17 protein-coding genes are annotated in these 17831 nt (G+C 47.8%); 6 read left to right on the forward strand and 11 right to left on the reverse strand.

Annotated features, from left to right (window positions below):
- Window positions 1–80: 80 nt before the first annotated feature.
- The 5 genes from OVA33_RS16060 to OVA33_RS16080 all read right to left on the reverse strand — a co-directional run bounded on the left by OVA33_RS16060 (window position 81) and on the right by OVA33_RS16080 (window position 2459).
- Window positions 81–296: a hypothetical protein gene (locus OVA33_RS16060; RefSeq protein ID WP_003154062.1), complete on the reverse strand. Its 216-nt coding sequence runs from the start codon at window positions 294–296 to the stop codon at window positions 81–83.
- 82 nt (window positions 297–378) lie between these two features.
- Window positions 379–654: a YmzC family protein gene (locus tag OVA33_RS16065; RefSeq protein ID WP_025649429.1), complete on the reverse strand. Its 276-nt coding sequence runs from the start codon at window positions 652–654 to the stop codon at window positions 379–381.
- 96 nt (window positions 655–750) lie between these two features.
- Window positions 751–972 (reverse strand): RNA chaperone Hfq, encoded by a 222-nt coding sequence (gene hfq / locus OVA33_RS16070; RefSeq protein WP_003154064.1) that lies wholly within the window; start codon window positions 970–972, stop codon window positions 751–753.
- Window positions 973–1011: 39 nt separating this feature from the next.
- Entirely contained in the window at window positions 1012–1956 is a 945-nt protein-coding gene (miaA, locus tag OVA33_RS16075) for a tRNA (adenosine(37)-N6)-dimethylallyltransferase MiaA (protein WP_015388203.1), read from the reverse strand.
- Between the two features lie 98 nt (window positions 1957–2054).
- Window positions 2055–2459, reverse strand: coding sequence for a YmaF family protein (locus OVA33_RS16080; RefSeq protein ID WP_014417831.1), 405 nt, complete (start codon window positions 2457–2459; stop codon window positions 2055–2057).
- Between the two features lie 101 nt (window positions 2460–2560).
- Here OVA33_RS16080 and OVA33_RS16085 point away from each other — a divergent pair, with 101 nt between their 5' ends.
- From OVA33_RS16085 to erbB, 3 genes are all read left to right on the forward strand, one after another.
- Complete coding sequence (locus tag OVA33_RS16085; RefSeq protein ID WP_017417820.1) at window positions 2561–2851, forward strand: hypothetical protein; 291 nt, start codon at window positions 2561–2563, stop codon at window positions 2849–2851.
- 137 nt (window positions 2852–2988) lie between these two features.
- Window positions 2989–3303, forward strand: coding sequence for an SMR family multidrug efflux transporter EbrA (erbA, locus tag OVA33_RS16090; RefSeq protein ID WP_007410378.1), 315 nt, complete (start codon window positions 2989–2991; stop codon window positions 3301–3303).
- 17 nt (window positions 3304–3320) lie between these two features.
- On the forward strand, window positions 3321–3650 hold the full coding sequence (erbB, locus tag OVA33_RS16095; RefSeq protein ID WP_032865393.1) for an SMR family multidrug efflux transporter EbrB: 330 nt from the start codon (window positions 3321–3323) through the stop codon (window positions 3648–3650).
- A 37-nt stretch (window positions 3651–3687) separates the two neighbouring features.
- On the opposite strand, the gene OVA33_RS16100 is transcribed toward erbB, so the two are convergent.
- The 3 genes from OVA33_RS16100 to OVA33_RS16110 form a co-directional block, all read right to left on the reverse strand.
- Complete coding sequence (locus OVA33_RS16100) at window positions 3688–4140, reverse strand: OsmC family protein (protein ID WP_014305039.1); 453 nt, start codon at window positions 4138–4140, stop codon at window positions 3688–3690.
- A 59-nt stretch (window positions 4141–4199) separates the two neighbouring features.
- The gene (locus tag OVA33_RS16105) at window positions 4200–4907 is read right to left on the reverse strand and encodes a poly-gamma-glutamate hydrolase family protein (protein WP_014417828.1); all 708 of its coding nucleotides are present in this window, start codon (window positions 4905–4907) and stop codon (window positions 4200–4202) included.
- A gap of 255 nt (window positions 4908–5162) precedes the next feature.
- Complete coding sequence (locus OVA33_RS16110) at window positions 5163–5396, reverse strand: hypothetical protein (protein WP_015239897.1); 234 nt, start codon at window positions 5394–5396, stop codon at window positions 5163–5165.
- Between the two features lie 178 nt (window positions 5397–5574).
- On the opposite strand from OVA33_RS16110, the gene OVA33_RS16115 reads away from it, so the two are divergent.
- Together OVA33_RS16115 and OVA33_RS16120 are read left to right on the forward strand one after the other, a co-directional pair.
- Window positions 5575–6903: a serine protease AprX gene (locus OVA33_RS16115; RefSeq protein WP_017417817.1), complete on the forward strand. Its 1329-nt coding sequence runs from the start codon at window positions 5575–5577 to the stop codon at window positions 6901–6903.
- A 191-nt stretch (window positions 6904–7094) separates the two neighbouring features.
- On the forward strand, window positions 7095–7457 hold the full coding sequence (locus tag OVA33_RS16120; protein ID WP_007410383.1) for a protein YmzB: 363 nt from the start codon (window positions 7095–7097) through the stop codon (window positions 7455–7457).
- Between the two features lie 33 nt (window positions 7458–7490).
- On the opposite strand, the gene OVA33_RS16125 is transcribed toward OVA33_RS16120, so the two are convergent.
- On the reverse strand, window positions 7491–8246 hold the full coding sequence (locus tag OVA33_RS16125) for a YoaK family protein (protein WP_003154084.1): 756 nt from the start codon (window positions 8244–8246) through the stop codon (window positions 7491–7493).
- A gap of 59 nt (window positions 8247–8305) precedes the next feature.
- Complete coding sequence (locus OVA33_RS16130; protein ID WP_007611576.1) at window positions 8306–8740, reverse strand: NucA/NucB deoxyribonuclease domain-containing protein; 435 nt, start codon at window positions 8738–8740, stop codon at window positions 8306–8308.
- 288 nt (window positions 8741–9028) lie between these two features.
- On the opposite strand from OVA33_RS16130, the gene OVA33_RS16135 reads away from it, so the two are divergent.
- The gene (locus OVA33_RS16135; RefSeq protein ID WP_025649439.1) at window positions 9029–10240 is read left to right on the forward strand and encodes a cytochrome P450 family protein; all 1212 of its coding nucleotides are present in this window, start codon (window positions 9029–9031) and stop codon (window positions 10238–10240) included.
- Window positions 10241–10373: 133 nt separating this feature from the next.
- Here OVA33_RS16135 and OVA33_RS16140 read toward each other — a convergent pair whose 3' ends face one another.
- On the reverse strand, window positions 10374–17831 hold the full coding sequence (locus tag OVA33_RS16140; protein WP_025649440.1) for a beta-ketoacyl synthase N-terminal-like domain-containing protein: 7458 nt from the start codon (window positions 17829–17831) through the stop codon (window positions 10374–10376).

The raw sequence follows: 17831 nt of genomic DNA on the forward strand, positions 1-17831 counted from the left end.
ATCCTACTCAAGGTGTCATGTGTAAGCCGATGTCTATCATAACATGAAAAAAAACTGCTTAGTAGTCTAGACTTTTATTCTTATTTTTTGTAAGAATCACATTTTTTTTCGCTTTCAACGGTTTCTTCAATCTCCACATCAGCACCGATTTCTTTCAGTACGGCTTTCAGAGCGCTTGTGATGGAAGCCTCTCTGATCAGTTCTTTGCCGTCAACGATGATGCTGGTTCCATATTCATAGCAGGAATCATCTTCACAAGTTTCTTCCCAATGGTTGATTATCACCTTGTGTTTCAATCGTCTCACCCTCTGCATGATCAATGTCAGTACTTAGTGTAGCTTGTGCGGCCCGCTTTGTAAATTCGAACGCTTGTGAAATTTATTCAAGCTCATCCAGCGCCGTTTCTTTTTTCAGTTCGATTTTATTCGTTTTTTCATCATAGCGGTATATTTTTAAGTAACCGTCCTCGACAATGCCGAAACGATTATGTTCCAGCTGCACCATGCCTTCTGTCTGCGGTTCGGCATCCGCCAAGCCGCCGTCATCATCCGTCACCACCGTCTCGTGATTGCTGCAAGCTCCAAACAGCAAAAAAACAGCGATCCAAACGAGCGTAATCCTGATTCTTCTCAGTTCATTTTCACTTTCGAACACGATTTTCCGTACCCCCTTTTATGTTTCCGATATACGGCCTGCAATATACAGACGCGCATAGAAAAAGACCATTGTTCATGGTCTTTGTCAAAAAGTCTATTCAAGCTCAAGCTGGACGTTTTTTTGCGGGGCGAACGTGGAGATGGCATGTTTATAAATAAGCTGCTGCTTCCCCTCCGTTTCGAGCAAAACGGTAAAGTTGTCAAAGCCTTTTACCTGGCCGCGAAGCTGAAAGCCGTTGAGTAAAAACACCGTGACGAACGTATTGTCTTTTCGGATTTGATTCAAAAACTGATCTTGAATATTAATCGGTTTCATGTTTCGTCCTCCTTGGTTCTCAATACAATACTGTTTCGATTAAATTTCCAGTTTTCCTGCTATGCACTCGAAAATTTCCTTTTTTTTCTGCTCAATATCAACAGGCGGCGTCATATCTGTCCATGAAACGGGCATTTTATTGCGAAACCAGGTCAGCTGGCGTTTCGCATATCGCCTTGAATTTTGTTTTAATTGCTCCACAGCCTGAGGGAGCGGCACTTTTCCATCAAGATATTCATACAGCTCTTTATAGCCGATTGCCTGAATCGATTGGCTGTCCCGGATATTCATATCATACAGCCGCTTTACTTCGTCAAGAAGGCCGGTTTCCAGCATCAGGTCAACGCGCTCGTTAATCCGGCCGTACAGCACTTCTCTGTCCATTGTAAGACCGATAAGAACCGCATTGTAAAGCAGCTCCCGTTTTTGGGTTTTAAGATGCTCTGACATTGTTTTTCCCGATACATGCAGGATTTCGAGCGCGCGGATGACTCTTCGCGTATTGTTTTGATGAATGGCTGCCGCCGCTTCCGGGTCGGCTGCCGCAAGCTTGGCATGAAGCGCTTCCGCCCCTTCTTCAGCCGCCAGTTTCTCCATGCGCTCCCGGAATACAGGGTCGCCGGAGTTTTCCGTGAACGTATAGTCATACAGCACGGACTGAATGTACAGACCCGTCCCCCCGACAATCATCGGCAGCTTTCCTCTACCGGCAATCTCGGTGATTTTTCCCCTTACCATTTTCTGATAATCCGCCGTTGAAAAAGTGTCGGACGGCTCCAAAATATCAATCAGGTGATGCGGCACGCCTTCTGTCTCTTCTTCGGTGACTTTGGCCGTTCCGATGTCCATCCCTTTATATACCTGCATGGAATCTCCGCTGATGATTTCCGCATTCAGCATTTTCGCGAGTCCGATGCTTAGTTTTGTTTTTCCGACTGCCGTCGGTCCGACGAGTATGACGACAGGCTGTTTTTTATTTTTCAATATGTATCACTCTCTTTTATAAATCTCCCCCTAATTATAGCATTCATTTCTTCAGGCACCTATCCATTTTGCCCTTTTTCCTGAGCGCTAAACGTCCACTACCACCCGATCGGCTCGTTTCCGACAACTTCTCTCGTTTTTCCTTTGAGTGTATGGCGGTGCGTTTTCCGTCCTTCCTCCCGCGGATCGTAAACGACGCCGCCGTGCTGGATCTGAATCGGCTCATTGTAGGCGGCAAAGGTGGTCTCTGAAAGCTCATGGTAATGTGTTCCGTCAACCCTCGGGATGGCAGGGCCGGAAATGCCGTAATACCTATGAAAATGGCCGTTTTCAAACGAGGTGATGCCCGTATAGAAATGTGTATGCTCATCTGTATTGCTGCCGTTCTCCGGCTGCGAAAAGCCTTCGATCAAATGGTAATGCCCCTGCACAACATCCGTAACCGCCCGGTATGCGTGTGTGTGCGGAGGTTTTTTTGACCAATCGGACTGATACAGACCCACAAAAGCTCACTCCTTTATTTTTTTGATAAACGCCCAATCAAAAATTGGTGGGCTGAATACTCTGTTATCATCTCAAATTTATTCTTGGAGGTACCTTAATTATGAATGAAGAATACACATACGCAGCAGATAGTGATATGAGACCGTTTGGGCGGCCTGGATTTGGGTTCGGACGGCCGGGCTTCGGATTCGGACGGCCCGGATTCGGATTTGGATTCGGACGGCCGGGTTTTGGATTTGGCCGGCCTTGGTTTGGTTATGGATTCGGACGGCCGTTTGGTTTTTACGGCGGACCGTTTTTCGGAGGGCTTGTCGGGGGGCTTGTCGGAAGCGCTTTATTCAATCCGTACTTGTACGGGGGTTACGGCTACGGCTATCCGTATTTCTATTGACGAATCAAAAAGGCTCCTCCCCGGGGGCCTTTTTGTATAGGCCTAATGTCTTGACTTGGCGGGCAAAGTTCGGATATTATTTTATTTTACTGCCTTAAACAAAAGGCATAAGGATTATGATGAGAGGGGGATTTGATATGATTCTGGGTTATATCTTCCTCACAATTGCTATTTTATCAGAGTCAATCGGCGCGGCCATGCTGAAAGTCTCCCGCGGATTTACGCGGTTTTTGCCGAGCGCGCTTGTAGTGGCAGGCTATTCATTGGCCTTTTATATGCTTTCACTGACACTGAATCTCATTCCGCTCAGCTTATCCTATGCAACATGGAGCGGAGCCGGAACGGTGCTCGCATCCATTATCGGAGCGAAATGGTTTCATGAAAAACTGGACAAGCAGGCCGTCATCGGACTCTTTTTCTTATTGGCCGGTGTCATTTTGATGAATTGGTAGAAAGGAGAGGCATGCTGATGAAAGGATTACTCTGCCTGGCATTAGCCATTGTATCAGAAGTGTTCGGGAGCACGATGCTGAAGCTGTCGGACGGTTTTACGCACCTGTGGCCCGCTCTCGGCGTCATTGCCGGAATCGGAGCCTCTTTTATGTTTTTGAGCTTCTCATTGAAAAGCCTTGATTTATCCGCCGCATACGCGACATGGTCAGGTGTCGGCACAGCTTTAACGGCAATTGTCGGCTTTTTTGTTTTTAAGGAGGCCATGACAGTCAAAATGATGATCGGGCTTGTTTTGGTCATCACGGGCGTCATCCTGCTGAACCGTTCCAAGTCTCAAAAAGCTTAAAAAAATCAAACGGCCCGGAGCTGACCGTTTGAACTCGTCAAGCGCGGGCAGCTTTTACTTCAACCTCAAGCTCCATCTCCACGTTTCCTTGGACCGCTCGTGAAATCATACATGAGGACTCCGCTTTTTGCGCTAACTTCCTGGCGAGCGTAAAATCCGTTTCGGCTGCATCCGGCTTTAATAATATAAACGGGCGGTGAATGATTTTCTGGTACGTGAACACACCGTTCGTGACGTCTACAATTCCTTCAGATTCCATATGTAGATCTTCTTTATCCAGGCCGCTTCTTTCCATCATCGCCGCAAGCGTTATAATATAACAGGTCGCGGCCGCTCCAAGCAGCATTTCATCAGGATTTGTGCCTTCTCCGGGTCCGTCCATTTCCTTAGGAATGGACACAGCCGTCTCCAGCCGGCCGCTTTTAATATCGCCGACGTCGTTGCGATTTCCGGGCCAATTTGCTTTTAAATAAAAGTGATGTTTTGCCAAGGGACAAACCTCCTTTTTTTCAGTTTACTCATCTTTCACTGGTTTGTCTTTTTTTAAGCTCACGAATACTCTTGATTGATCACTCTTTTTATCGTACGGACAAACCGGTAAAATTCCTCCGTTTTTGTGAATTCCCTTTCGCGGTAATCAAAATTATCAAAAAACGCTTCCCGCTGTTTTCTGCTGATCTCAAGCTGTATGCTCAGCCCGGTTTGCGCCTGGTTATTGATATTTTCGGTGTCAACCCCGGCCAGACCGGTTTTTGAGGTTGCCAATTCTGCAGAAAATCCGTTTCGTTCGAGAGCTCTCACCAATTTTTTCGCCCGCTTCCGGTCGCTTCCTCCGACAAGAGTATTTTTCTCGTCGCCTTTATAACCGTGAACTGCGATAACATAATGGTGCTGCTTAATGCTTTCGACTGCTGAAGGCTCATCGAACTTGGTGCTCGTAATATGAAGAGTCTGGTTATCATGCGCTTTTAATCCCTCAAACAGGTAGGTTGAATAATCATCCCTGAAAGAGCGGACGATCTCGCTCACCCCGCCCTCAATTCTCCCTCCGTGCGGCGACATGATCAATACGGGGCTCCCCTTTCGCTTATTGTACGATATATGATAATCATCGGGGTCTTCATGTTCAGCCAGATCTTTAAAATCTGTGTATGTATCAGAAGAATTCGAGGGATCAGGGTCTGACGCATAATGAGCACATCTTATTAGTAAGACCATTGCTACGATAATGATGACATTAAGTAAAATTCTTTTCATCAGCTCTCCTTCTTTGCTCCTTTCTGAAAAATGACATGTTCATTATATGGATTTTTGTCAATAGGTCTTATCTTAACATTCTATTAACATTATCATCAGTGAAAAACTTCCCGGTTTCGAAAAATCAATGGATTGTCACGGTTCAAGCGCTCAAATGCCGGGCATCAGTGAAAAAAGGTTGAGAGAGGGCAAAAAAAAAGGGAGGAACGCCCGAATTTTCAGGGGCGGGAGATTCACGGCCGGAAACGGACGGCATCAAGAATACGCTTTTAAAAATGAATATCCGCCTCCCGAAGCAAATGCGCAGGACAGAATGGAGCCCGTCAAAAAAGTTCTCATCTGCCTTTTTGTACAGCAAAATGCCGTTACAGCCCGCTCATCCCCTTTTTTTATCATAATGGTCCGTTTTGAAATGGAGCCGTCTTTTTTCATATATATAATATCAATCGGAAGCTGTTTTTCCAAGGAATGTCTCAATATTATGTTCATGTATATACCTCCTTCCGCCGGCTTCATTATAACCAAACAAACGTTCCGTTTCAACTCGATTTCTTCTCCTGAAAAAGCCGCAAGTAACCAGCTCTCCTGAAGGACAAACAAACTGACCGAACATACTGCCTGTTCATATGGTATAGAGAGAATCGCCAGAATGGGAGGAAAAGTATATATGTTTGGTTACTCAATGGTACAAATGGTGCGGTCAAATGCTCATAAGCTGGACTGGCCGCTCAGAGAAAACGTATTACAGTTATATAAACCTTTCAAATGGACACCTTGCTTTTTGCACAAGTTTTTCGAAAAAAAGGTAAAAAACAGAAAGAAAATGTCAGTCATCATTGAATTTGAAGAGGGCTGTCATGAATCCGGTTTTCACAGCACAGGACAGGTCTTATCAAAAGAAAAACGCTGCACCATAAAAAAGCAGTTTCAAACAATCAATTGCTGCAGCGCCGAAGTCACTCCGTCCGCCCTTCACATGCTTCTTTCGCAATGCCGGGATATCCGTAAAATCTATTTAAACCGTGAAGTAAAAGCGCTCCTTGATACGGCAGCTGAATCGTCTCATGCAAAAGAAGTGACCCGTAACGGCACCGTATTAACAGGAAAAGGCGTAACCGTCGCCGTTATTGATACCGGAATCTATCAGCATCCCGATTTAGAAGGCAGAGTTATCGGATTTGCGGACTTCGTCAACCAAAAGACAGAACCGTATGACGACAACGGGCACGGCACCCATTGCGCCGGTGATATTGCAAGCAGCGGCGCTTCATCTTCCAGTAAATATCAGGGGCCGGCGCCGGAAGCCGATCTGATCGGAGTCAAAGTTTTAAACAAATCAGGATCAGGAACCTTGGCTGATATCATTGAAGGTGTGGAATGGTGCATACAATATAATAAAGAACACACAAAGAATCCGATCAGAATCATCAGCATGTCACTGGGCGGAGATGCGCTCAGATATGATAAAGAAACGGACGATCCGCTCGTCAAGGCCGTTGAAGAGGCATGGAATGAAGGAATCGTCGTCTGCGTCGCCGCGGGCAACTCCGGTCCGGAAGCTCAAACGATTTCAAGCCCCGGTGTCAGCGAGAAGGTCATCACGGTAGGCGCCTATGATGACAATAATACGGCCGGCAATGAGGACGATACGGTCGCTTCATTCTCAAGCCGCGGCCCGACGGTGTACGGAAAAGAGAAGCCTGACATTCTTGCGCCCGGGGTCGATATCGTATCTCTCCGTTCTCCGCGTTCATATCTTGACAAATTACAGAAATCAAACCGTGTAGGCTCCTTGTATTTCAGTCTGTCGGGCACGTCCATGGCCACTCCGATTTGTGCTGGCATTGCCGCCTTAATCCTTCAGCAGAACCCGCAGCTTTCGCCTGACGAAGTGAAAACACTGATCAAACAAAGTCCGGATCAATGGACAAATGAAGATCCGAACATTTACGGAGCGGGCGCAGTAAACGCTGAAAACGCCGTGCCGAAAGAGTAACCTTTTTATCATGAGAACGGGGTCGTCTAAACCTGCAGATGACTCCGTTTTTCAGGTGAACAGATGAAACATTTATAATGAAGGAACTCGGAATGCTTCAGAACCGGCTGTCAGAAAAAAAGATCAATCAAGGCAGTGTATTTCTATAAAAATAGGGAATAAGTATGGTGTAGATAAAAGGAGGAATCACAATGGCACTTACAAACACCGAATTGTCTGAATGGCTGCAAAAACAGATCGGACAAACGCTTGATATCAGAAAAGGAGAGCTGACAGACAGCCGAAACGAGATTTCTGATATGGACCAGATCATGCTTCACCTTGATGATGTTCTCGTCCGCCGGACAAACCATCCCGATGACTATGTAGCGGACGAAGAGCTCGTCTTAAAAGGGCACGGCACAACCTATACGGAGGAAGGAAATGTCCCGCTTCCTCAAGATGCGTATGAAATCCCTCTGCTCGGCGATATTACCATCCAAAAGGAGCAAGACGGATTAAAGGTACATACAGATCGGGCCGTGTATACAATCGGGACCCGGAAAGAGCAATAAAAAGAAAAAACGCCCTGAACCAGCGGCGTTTTTTTATTGGTTTTTTTCTTCAGAATATCCGTGGAACATCGTGAATGCGCAAAGCATAATGCCTAAAATAATGATAATCGGAAGCCAGATCACGGCAAACTTATAATCCGGTTCGGCAAAAGCGCCGATGACCGCCCCAAAGCAATACAGAACCAAGGCAAGCGCGCGCAAAACAGCATCTCTCGTAAACTGCTTCCGCTTGTCCGCTTTGTAAAACCTTGCGGTGAGATCTTCAAAAAAATTAGCGAGCGTTCCCGTTAATACGGTCGTGGAAATCCCCGCTACACCAAGTTTTCTCGCGGCTGTCGTCTGCATTCCCATTGCGAAGCTGAGCAGCATAATCAGCACATAAACAGAAATGGCGTCTGCAAAAAAGCAAGAGAACAAAGCAAACAGCAGCAAAACAGCTCCTTCAATAGCTAAAGCTGCAGTTACCGCAGGGGGCCAGAATGATTTCTTTTTATTGCCCACAAGCAGGGCCGCGGCAATAACGCCGGCAATAAATCCGATTAACGAGGTTAACGATTTGAGTACGGCAAGGTGCCATGAGTTGCCGATCGCCAGGCCGAACAGAACGATGTTCCCCGTCATATTGGCGGTAAAGATATGTCCCAGGCTTAAATAACCGATCACATCCACAATTCCCGCTGTTAAACAAAGAAGTAAAAGTGCAATATTTCGGTATGTAGTCACTGTCAATGTGATCCAATCCTTTCTCATGCTGATTCCAACATATAAGTTTACTCTTTGCCATTTCATATGTCCAGCCGGCGTGCCGCTTTTTCAGAGCATAAAAAAACTCCGGCGAACCGGAGAAGCTACTGAACGATAAATAGTACTCTCGTGCCGTCGGAGTATCCGCTCATTTGATTTCCAACCCATGAACCGGCCCCGCGGTTATCCGACGGGGTTACATATCTGATATCAGCCCCCGCCCCGCCTTCTGTGCAGACTGCCATGGGCCATTCATCACGGTCAAACCCGGGCTTTGTCGGAATTCCTTTCAATGATTCTTTCCTTCTATTCTCCGCTCCGCCCCGATCAATTGTACAAATCTCAGAATGACCTGCCGAAATGGCGTCTTTTATATGATTTCCCGTCTCCGGATATTTTGACAGCGGGAAATACAGCACCTGATCGTATCGGGATGCGGCACGAGCAGCACTGTCCGAATGGATGCCGGCGCCCGTAAGGCCGAACTGAAGAGAGATCACCAAAAGCAGACTTGCCGCCCATTTCATAAACGCATTCATTCACATCCTCCTTAAGAAGTTGATATGAAGCGTAAATATGTATATTAGCCGGATTTAACACACATGATGAAATGGCAAAAAAAGTTTGCTGTTTTGTTGATAATCAACGAAAATGGCGGCTTTGCGATTTGTCTATTGAACCGGCTTCTGTTTCCTTATATATTTTAGACATACTTATGAGCCGTTGTGATCAGTGTCTTCGGCAGATAAAAGGAGGAATGCCGTCCGGTCGGCAGGCACCGGCTGTTTGTTATGTCTTTTCAAAAACATGAAGGCGGGGAAATCCAGATGGAAAAAACAATGTTTCACCCACACTCACCCGAGTTTCACGAAAACCCTTTTGCGGTTTTAAGCAGATTCAGAGAGCAGGACCCCATACATAAATTCGAACTGCAGCGTTTCGGAGGCACCTTTCCGGCTTGGCTCATCACGCGTTATGATGATTGTATGGCGTTTTTAAAAGACGGCAGAATTACGAGAGATGTAAAACGGGTCATGCCGAAGGAGCTGATCGCGAAGCTGAATGTCAGTGAAGATATCGATTTTGTCTCAGAGCATATGCTGGCAAAAGACCCTCCGGATCATTCACGTCTTCGATCTTTGGTGCATCAGGGGTTCACTCCCCGGATGATTGAGCAGCTTCGCACCGGGATAGAGCAGATCACAGAAGAGCTGCTGGATGAAATGGAAACAAAAGCAGACCCTGATATCATGAGAGATTTCGCCGCACCGCTTCCGTTTATCGTCATTTCCGAACTGCTCGGAATTCCGAAAGAGGACCGCGCCAAATTTCAAGTGTGGACAAACGCAATGGTCGACACGTCAGAAAGCGGACAAGATGCGACCAACCAGGCTCTCAAAGAATTTAAACAATATATGAAAACACTGATCGAAGAAAAAAGAAAACATCCGGCTGAAGATCTGACAAGCAAGCTTATTTACGCTGAAGAGGACGGCCAAAAGCTGAGTGAATCAGAGCTGTATTCCATGCTGTTTTTGTTAGTCGTTGCCGGGCTTGAAACAACGGTTAACCTTCTCGGCTCCGGCACCCTGGCGCTTCTTCTGCACAAAGACCAGATGGAGAAGATAAAGCGGCAGCCCGAAGATATCCAGACGGCGGTCGAAGAGCTTTTGCGTTATACCTCTCCCGTCATCATGATGGCAAATCGATGGGCGATTGAAGATTTCACCTATAAAGATGTTTCTATTAAAAAAGGTGATATGATATTTATCGGCATCGGTTCAGCCAATCGGGACCCGGAATATTTCGATGATCCTGATACATTAAATATAGCGAGAACACCGAACCGTCATATCTCTTTTGGATTCGGCATTCATTTTTGTCTCGGGGCTCCGCTCGCCCGGATGGAAGCATCCATTGCCTTTACCGCGCTTTTAAAACGGTTTCCGAATATAGAGCTGAAAGGCGCGCCCGAGAATGTAACATGGAGAAAAAATGTGTTTTTGAGAGGGCTTGAAACATTGCCTGTCAGATTTTAATATCGCCCCCTGTTATTGGGGGTTTTTTTAATGTCTTATAAACGGAAATCAATACATTAGTGAATATTTAGTACATAGTGAATTTAGTTCTATATAGATAAAAAAGCGGCCGGATTGCTCCGGCCGTTCTCTATTACCGTTTTACCAGCTCATTTGTTTCGTCCAGCTTTTTTCTGAAAGATTTAAGGAAATTTGCGCTGATCGTTCCTTTGTTTGCGTACAGTTTTTCGCAGAATGCCTTAATGGCGTTTTGCGGCTTTGGTTCCGACAGCATTGTGACATGATTGGAAGAGTGAACGTCCAGCAGGTGAAACTGTTTCATCTGGCGTTCCCATTCTTTCCAATACGCATCATGGTCTAACGGGATTTGTTCTTCCTCTGCTGTCAGATAACGTTCAAGATCTCCGAGGAACAAACCGCTTTTATTACGGAAGTAGTAGCATTGCAGCGCTTCCGGATGAGGCAGCGGCTTCATGTCATACTCTTCCATTCCGTAAGCGAGCTGCGTCTTCATCATTTGCTCCAGCTGCATCCGGATCGCTTCTTCGGATTTTGGCAGACCGCGCTTTTTGGCAAGGCCGGTCAATTCTTTCAATACTTCTTCTTCCTCAGCCTGGACGGTAATGTCTTCTCTGCTGATTAATGCCTCTTCAAGGTTTTCAGGCTTAAGATATGCTGTAAGCATCGTATTGATCGTTTGCAGCATGACCGACTTAACAGATGGTTTTCTTTCTTTCCATTTTTCACTGTACGGGGTGTCGATCATGACGGCGCTTTTTACCGTATGACCTTCCTCCTGCAAGAGGCGCGCGGTTTCATATGCAAGCATTCCGCCCAAGGAATATCCGCCGAGGTCATAAGGCCCTTTCGGCTGTACCGCTTGGATGATTCTCATATAAGAAGCGGCCGTCTCTTCGATTCCTTGCAGCGGCTCTTTCCCTGTCAAACCTCTTGCCTGTATGCCGTAAAAAGGTCGCTGACTCTTTTTGGCGAATGGCTGGTATGCTTCAACGCCTCCCGTTCCGCCGTGAAACCAAAAAACAGGACGGCCTTTTTCTCTATCATTCAGCTTGACGAGTTCTGGAAAATTTCGGCCCGCCTCCTGCGATTGGTTCGTTTTTAACAGCATGCTAATCTCCTGAACAGTGCTGCATTTCTGAAGAGCCTCCAGACTGATGCGGCTGTCTCCGTCCTCAAGTTTCTTCAACAGCTGAATAGAGGAGATTGAATCGAAGCCGTATTCAGTCAGCGGCTTATTTTGATCCATTTCCGCTGGCTCCATCCCCAAAATGTCTGCCACAATGTCAGCCGCGCTCTCGCAGCGGATCTGAGGATTCTGTGATACCGGTGCAAGGCTGATGTCTTCTGACTGACCGCCGTTCCAATACTTATGGTTTTCAAAAGGATATGTCGGAAGCGGCACTCTTTGAACAGATTTGCCTTGGTGGAGTCTGTCCCACGGTATATCCGCACCTTTCACCCAGCAAAATGCAAGTTTTTCCAGATTGTTTTCAGCCAACAGCGTCTCCGTGACGACTGTACCGAGAGTCCCTTCCAGTAAAACGCCGATATCTCCTGATCCAGTCTGCTGACTGCCTGTAAAGAAGCTTTTCATTCCATTGCTTTCTTCGGAAAATGCTCTGTACTCTTTCAGTTTTTCCAGCAATTCATCTTGATTGCGGGCAACGAGTGCCAGGCGGCAGTTCATCGCCTCACGGCCGGTCTGAAGCGTATAAGCAATATCCCGCAATGACGGAGTATCTCCAGTTTGCACAAAATCAGCCAGCTGACCTGCGGCCGCCTTAAGACGTCCTTCGCTCTTAGCAGAAAGCACGATAAGCTGCGGTTCACACGCAGATTCTTTGTCTTTATGGCTCGGGCTGTACTGTTCCAAGACGACATGCGCATTCATGCCGCCGAAGCCATAGCTGTTAATTGCGGCCCGGCGCGGAATCGGTCTGCCCATATGGTCGGTGAGCTGTGTCCATTCCTGATTGTCTTCGGTGAAACGGAAGCGGCTTTTCTGAATGGCCATTTGCTCATTTGCAGCTGTAAATCCGGGAATGCCCGGGATGGTATGATGCTTCATGGCCATCGCCGCTTTTATAAGGGCGGCCAGTCCGGAAGCGAGTTCGCCGTGCCCGATGCAAGGTTTCACGGTGCTGATATAACAAGGCGCGCTTTCCCCTTGATTTGCAGACTCGCCGTAACCCGCTTTGATTGCATTAAACTCCAGCGCATCTGCCATTTCGGAGGCAATGCCGTGCGCTTCAATATAAGTGACGGTTTGCGGATCAACATCGGTGTCTTCGTACGCTTTTTTCATCGCGGCCTTCATTCCCGCCGGATTCGGTGCGTGAAGCGACATGCCTTTACCGCCGTGAGACACTCCTGTTCCTTTAATGACCATGTGAATATGATCGCCGTCTTCAATTGCCGCCTCAAGCGGTTTGATGATGATCACGCCCGCCCCTTCGCTTCTGACAAAGCCATCGGCATCTTTTTGGAACGATTTCGCCCGGCCGTTTTTGCTTAAATATCCCATTGAGTCAAAACCGATAAAGCCCTTCGGCGATTGCAGAATATTGGCGGCCCCCACGACAGCCTGCTCACATTCGTTATGACGGATTGATTGAACCGCCCTGTGCAATGCCACCAGCGTTGACGTGCAGGCAGCCTCGTAATATTCACTCGGTCCTTGTAAATTCAAGGCATATGATATTCTGTTCGGAATGATGGACGGGATGGCTGTTCCATTGTTCGGATCGCTGTTGCCCGCGGCAACGAAAACGCCTGTCGGTCTGCTTGATAACGCCTTATTTGTCAGGCCCGCATCCTCCATTGCCTTCCATGTATGCATCAAAAGCAGAAATTGCTCCGGCCCCATTTGTGATGCCTCTTTAGGGGAAATTCCGAAAAAGAGCGGGTCAAATTCGCCGACACCGTCAATAAAACCGCCCCATCTGAGACTCGTGTCATTCTCATCACCGGCGTAACGGCGCCAGTCCCAGCGGTCCGCCGGAATTTCGGTAATACAGTGATCCCCGTTTACGATGTGCTCCCAAAAAGACTGGATATCCGGGGATTGCGGAAACTGAGCTGACATACCGATAATCGCGATTCCTTGCTTGATATCGGCGTTATCACAAGGCGTATGCTGTTTCTTCGGTAAAGTGCGCTCTTCTGTTTCCGTGACCCTGGCCTCTTCTGAATGCTTATGATCGGCAAGCAATTGAGAAAACTTGCTCTCATATGCTGACGCGAAGTGGCGGGTCAGCTCCTCCGCGGTCGGATACTCGAAAAACAATGTTGGATTCACATCGATGTCCGCCTCTTGGCCGATCTCTTTTGTCAGCCCGATCAGGCTCGCTGAATCAAGTCCCAATTCCATGATATTCGCGTCAGAACGAAGAGATGGCGCGGGTTCATCCATCATCTTAGCGAGCTTGCCAAGGACGTAGCTGCGGATATCATCTGTCAGACTGCCGGCAGAAATCGGTGCTCCCGCATTCTTCACAGCCGTTCGGGCCGGCTGATTCATCTGTTCGGTTTTCGGGCGGAACCGTTTCAGGGCATAGCCTTCAAAACGCATCACCACTTCCGATCGGCTGCTGATGACATCTGCGTTAATCAGAATCATTTCCCCCGTTTGTTTGGCCAGCTTGATGTGCAGCCAGCAATCGGTAAGATTTTCCGGGCTGCTGAAGGTGACGGAATTAATGCCGAACGGCAGATAGCTTTCCGCCTCTGTTTGGTCCAATAAAGAAAGCGAGGCCAAGTAAGCACTGTTGGCGATTAACGGATTTATGGCATAATGATGCGCTTGTTGTGAGTCGCTATTGTTCAGGTTCACTTTCGCTAAAACGGCATCAGTGCCTTTGTACAGGCGGGTGATCGTTTTAAATTCTTCTCCCCACACGACGGTTCCCGTTCCGTCTCCGTATAACTCATCTATCCGGCCCACTTCCCGGTATGAGCGCTGAATGGCCGCCAGATCCGCGTGCTGCTTTTGAAACGGATACGGGCTGCACTCGGCATACGCCGCTATGCTCCAATCAGGAGACGTGCGGCTGCGGTGCATTATGCTCAGTTCAAATCCATCCCCGTTTTGTTTCGATTCTGTTTTCAGCTCGATGCGATCGCCTTTTTTTACGGTAATGGGGCTGACGTAATTCAGTTTTTTAATATGTCCTCCCTCTGCTTCAGGAAAAAGATCACAAAAATGATCGACTGCCAGACTGTTATATGTAGCGCCGACGAGTACCGGTTCTCCGCTGAATTGATGCCCTTTCACGTATGGGTCGTCATCACTGTATACCGCCTGAACGCCGGCAGCGTTTTCTGATTCACCGAAATGAAAAGAAGTCCCGTGGTCAAAAGCGTAGGCCGGCAGATGAACGGCGTGCTCTTGCTGCAACTGATCAAACGTGATATTCTCTCCTTTTTCCCATTGCCGCGCACGCCGGCCGATATCAGAATCGGAGAAATTGAGATTCCGCTGATCCATGCGGTAAGCGGCCAGTTTTTCCGACAGTTCCTGAACGGAAGCAGCCGTAAATGCCGCCCGATACTCCGGATGATGCGTTCTTTTTTGCAGCGCGGATGCGATGGCGGCCGGATGAAGAGATGGCGTCTTTTCTAAAAAGGCCGCCAGTCTCTCAAGATAGGCTTCAAAACTCCATTTTGTTTTCGCTGACACAGGGAAAATATATTCCTCATTGCCGTGACGGGCATGATTAGAATTCGGATTGATATATTCTTCTACGATGAGATTTGCATATGCCCCGCCTGCCCCGAAGGAATTGATCATGCTTCTCCGCGGTATGATGTCTCCCGTCTCGGCATCCTTCAGACGCTCCCAATACTCGGTTTTCTCCTGCAGGTAAAAGGCCGTTTGTTCAAGCACGATATTCGGATTTTGCGGTTTTGCATTAATGGTTGGAACTAATGTTTCCCGCTCCATTTGCAGCAGCACTTTCGCGAGCTGGGACATCCCGGAGGCCGCCTCTAAATGGCCGAGATTTGACTTGACGGATCCAAGCGCGCAAAATCGTTTTTTATCGGTATATTGCGAGAACGCGTTTGTCAGGGCAATGACCTCAATCGGATCTCCCAATACAGAGCCGTTTGCCGCTGATTCAACATAACTGATTGTTTCCGGATTGATTCCGGCCTTGTCAATGGAAGCCGCCATGAGCTTCGCCTGCTGTTTCGGATCCGGAGCCGTGTACATCTGCCTTCCGCCGCTATGGCACAACGCGCTGCTTTTAATGATCCCGTAAATATGGTCTTTGTCGGCAACCGCTTTGGAGAGCGGCTTCAAGAGCACTGCTCCGACTCCTTCTCCCGGCATCAGGCCCGTGCCGGTTCCGAAGCTTTTGCTTTCACTTCCCTGCTCAAGCAAATTCGCCCGTTCGAGCGCATCATATTTAGACGGTTCAAGCGTGAGATTGACCCCTCCGGCAATCGCCATGGAACAGCTGTTAAGCTTCAGGCTTTCACAGGCGAGATGAATGGCGCTCAGTGAGCTGGAGCATGCGGTCGTAACGCCCATGCTCGGACCCGTTAAATTGAAAAAGTGGGAAATGCGGTTGGCGATATGCCAATCCCCTCCGTTAGAGCTGAGTGCAGCTTTTTCCAATGACGGGATATTCCAGAAATATTGATTGTACATACTGCCCATAAATACACCGATCCCGCTGTCTGATTCCTGCCATTCGTTTACTCTTTCTAACGAGTAGCCGCCGTTTTCAAATGTTTCCCATACGGTTTCAAGGCTTAGACGGAGCTCAGGCGTCATCTCCATCACATGGTCTTCCCGGATGTCAAACAAGTGATGGTCAAAAGCGTCAATATGCTTCAGAAATCCGCCGTACCGTGTTTTGCGTTCTTCTTTTCGTGTTTCTTTTGCCATTGTTTTCAGAAGACCGGACTTCCATCTGTTTTCCGGAGCTTCCGTAATACAGCTGTCTCCGGCTTTTAAATGCTCCCACAGCTCATCGAGGGTTTCAGACTCGGGATAGCGGCCGCTGATGCCGATAATGGCAATGTCGTCACGATCTGAGCGATTATCGGTGACGGTTTCTGTTTCCGGCTTTAGCGCTTTTGGCTCTTTTTGTTCAGTGATAAATCGCCGTGTTTCCGTGACAAGCGGCACCGGTTCATTCATTGCAGGTTCCGGATGCTCCGTTTCAGGAGGCGCTTGATCGGCTCCGAATGCCTGTTGCAGCTTATCCGGGTAAGTTTCCAGCAAATACTCGGCAAGTTCTTTCGTATTCGTGTGTTCAAATAAGACCGTTTTCGGCAGCTCGCCCGTCAATGTTTCCAGTTCACGGATAAAATTCACCTGCAAAATGGAGTCGATGCCGTATTTTTCAAAGCTGGTTTCCGGCTGAATGCGCTCGGGAGCAAGCTTTATGGACTTGGCTAACGTTTCTTTTATGAATTGCACCGTCCGGTCTGTGACTGAGAAAGACGGTTCTGTGAAATCAGCCGGCTCTTTGGAAGCCGCAATTTCTTCAACCGCCGGCGCGTCCGGCTGCTTTTGCCTGATGACGCCGTCGCTTTCTGCCGCCACGATCTGCTGGCCGAGGTGATGTGACGATTCCGCCATAAATGTAACGTACCGATATCCCTCGCTTTCCAGCGCAGACTGCCATGCTTCAGGATACAGCCCAGGGCATCCGGGAATACGCAGTTTGGCGTCTTCATACAGCCACCAGCCTTCCAAAAGACCGAATGTCAGATGAGAATAAACCGAATGGCTGCTGATCTCATTTAATAGCAAAATCCCATTCTTTTTAAGCACCGCTTTGGCATTGCGAAGTGTCCGCCGAATATTTTTTGTCGCGTGAAGCACATTTGCCGCAATTACCGCGTCATATGCACCCGCCTCTATACCCTGCAAAGCCGGGGGCTCTTCCACATTAAACCGCTTATAAGTCAAATACGGATTGTCGGGACCGTATTCTTTTTCAGCATGCATGAAAAAGGCCTTTGACAGATCGGTGTAGCAATATTCTTTCACATGAGGTTTGACCTCTTTTAATCTTTTGAAAACGGCCGCGCTCGTCCCGCCCGTCCCCGCTCCGATCTCTAATATCCGGATTTCCGCGTTCGGGTCTTCTTTCAGGCGTTCTTCAATGAAAGCCGTCAATGTGTCAGCGAGCACCTCATTAAAGTAGTCTGCCGTTTCATTGTTTTTATAGATTCCTTCAACCAATTCCATTGAGGAATCAGGAAACAGAACATCAGTGGCAGAAACTCTGCCGGATAAAATATCCGGCAAAGCTCTGAGAGCGGTCTCCACTAAGGTGATCATCGCCCGTTTGCTGCTGTCCTTGAGTAAAGGAGCTTTCTTTTCATCCCATTCTTGCCACAGAACGTCCGCACGCTCTATCGGACCCGTTAACACATACGTACTGCCAGACTGTTTCAAAAAGCCTTTTTGCACCAAGATGGAGATGCTTTCTTCCAGCCACCTGCCGTAAAACCCCTGCATGACAGGCTGCGTTTCGTTTTCCGTAAAAAATCCGACAGATTTCAGCTGGCCTGCCAATAGTTTGTAAAGAAGATCTTCAGTGTTTTGCAA

This window comes from Bacillus sp. KICET-1, from assembly GCF_027721405.1.
GTDB lineage: Bacteria > Bacillota > Bacilli > Bacillales > Bacillaceae > Bacillus > Bacillus velezensis.

Bases quoted from the DNA above. Each gene is read 5' to 3' on its own strand.
- OVA33_RS16120 (WP_007410383.1), top strand. From the start codon at position 7,095: ATGGCACTTACAAACACCGAATTGTCTGAATGGCTGCAAAAACAGATC.
- erbA (WP_007410378.1), top strand. From the start codon at position 2,989: ATGATTCTGGGTTATATCTTCCTCACAATTGCTATTTTATCAGAGTCA.
- OVA33_RS16105 (WP_014417828.1), bottom strand. From the start codon at position 4,907: ATGAAAAGAATTTTACTTAATGTCATCATTATCGTAGCAATGGTCTTA.
- erbB (WP_032865393.1), top strand. From the start codon at position 3,321: ATGAAAGGATTACTCTGCCTGGCATTAGCCATTGTATCAGAAGTGTTC.
- OVA33_RS16115 (WP_017417817.1), top strand. From the start codon at position 5,575: ATGTTTGGTTACTCAATGGTACAAATGGTGCGGTCAAATGCTCATAAG.
- OVA33_RS16110 (WP_015239897.1), bottom strand. From the start codon at position 5,396: ATGAACATAATATTGAGACATTCCTTGGAAAAACAGCTTCCGATTGAT.
- OVA33_RS16130 (WP_007611576.1), bottom strand. From the start codon at position 8,740: ATGAATGCGTTTATGAAATGGGCGGCAAGTCTGCTTTTGGTGATCTCT.
- OVA33_RS16125 (WP_003154084.1), bottom strand. From the start codon at position 8,246: ATGAAATGGCAAAGAGTAAACTTATATGTTGGAATCAGCATGAGAAAG.
- OVA33_RS16085 (WP_017417820.1), top strand. From the start codon at position 2,561: ATGAATGAAGAATACACATACGCAGCAGATAGTGATATGAGACCGTTT.
- OVA33_RS16135 (WP_025649439.1), top strand. From the start codon at position 9,029: ATGGAAAAAACAATGTTTCACCCACACTCACCCGAGTTTCACGAAAAC.
- hfq (WP_003154064.1), bottom strand. From the start codon at position 972: ATGAAACCGATTAATATTCAAGATCAGTTTTTGAATCAAATCCGAAAA.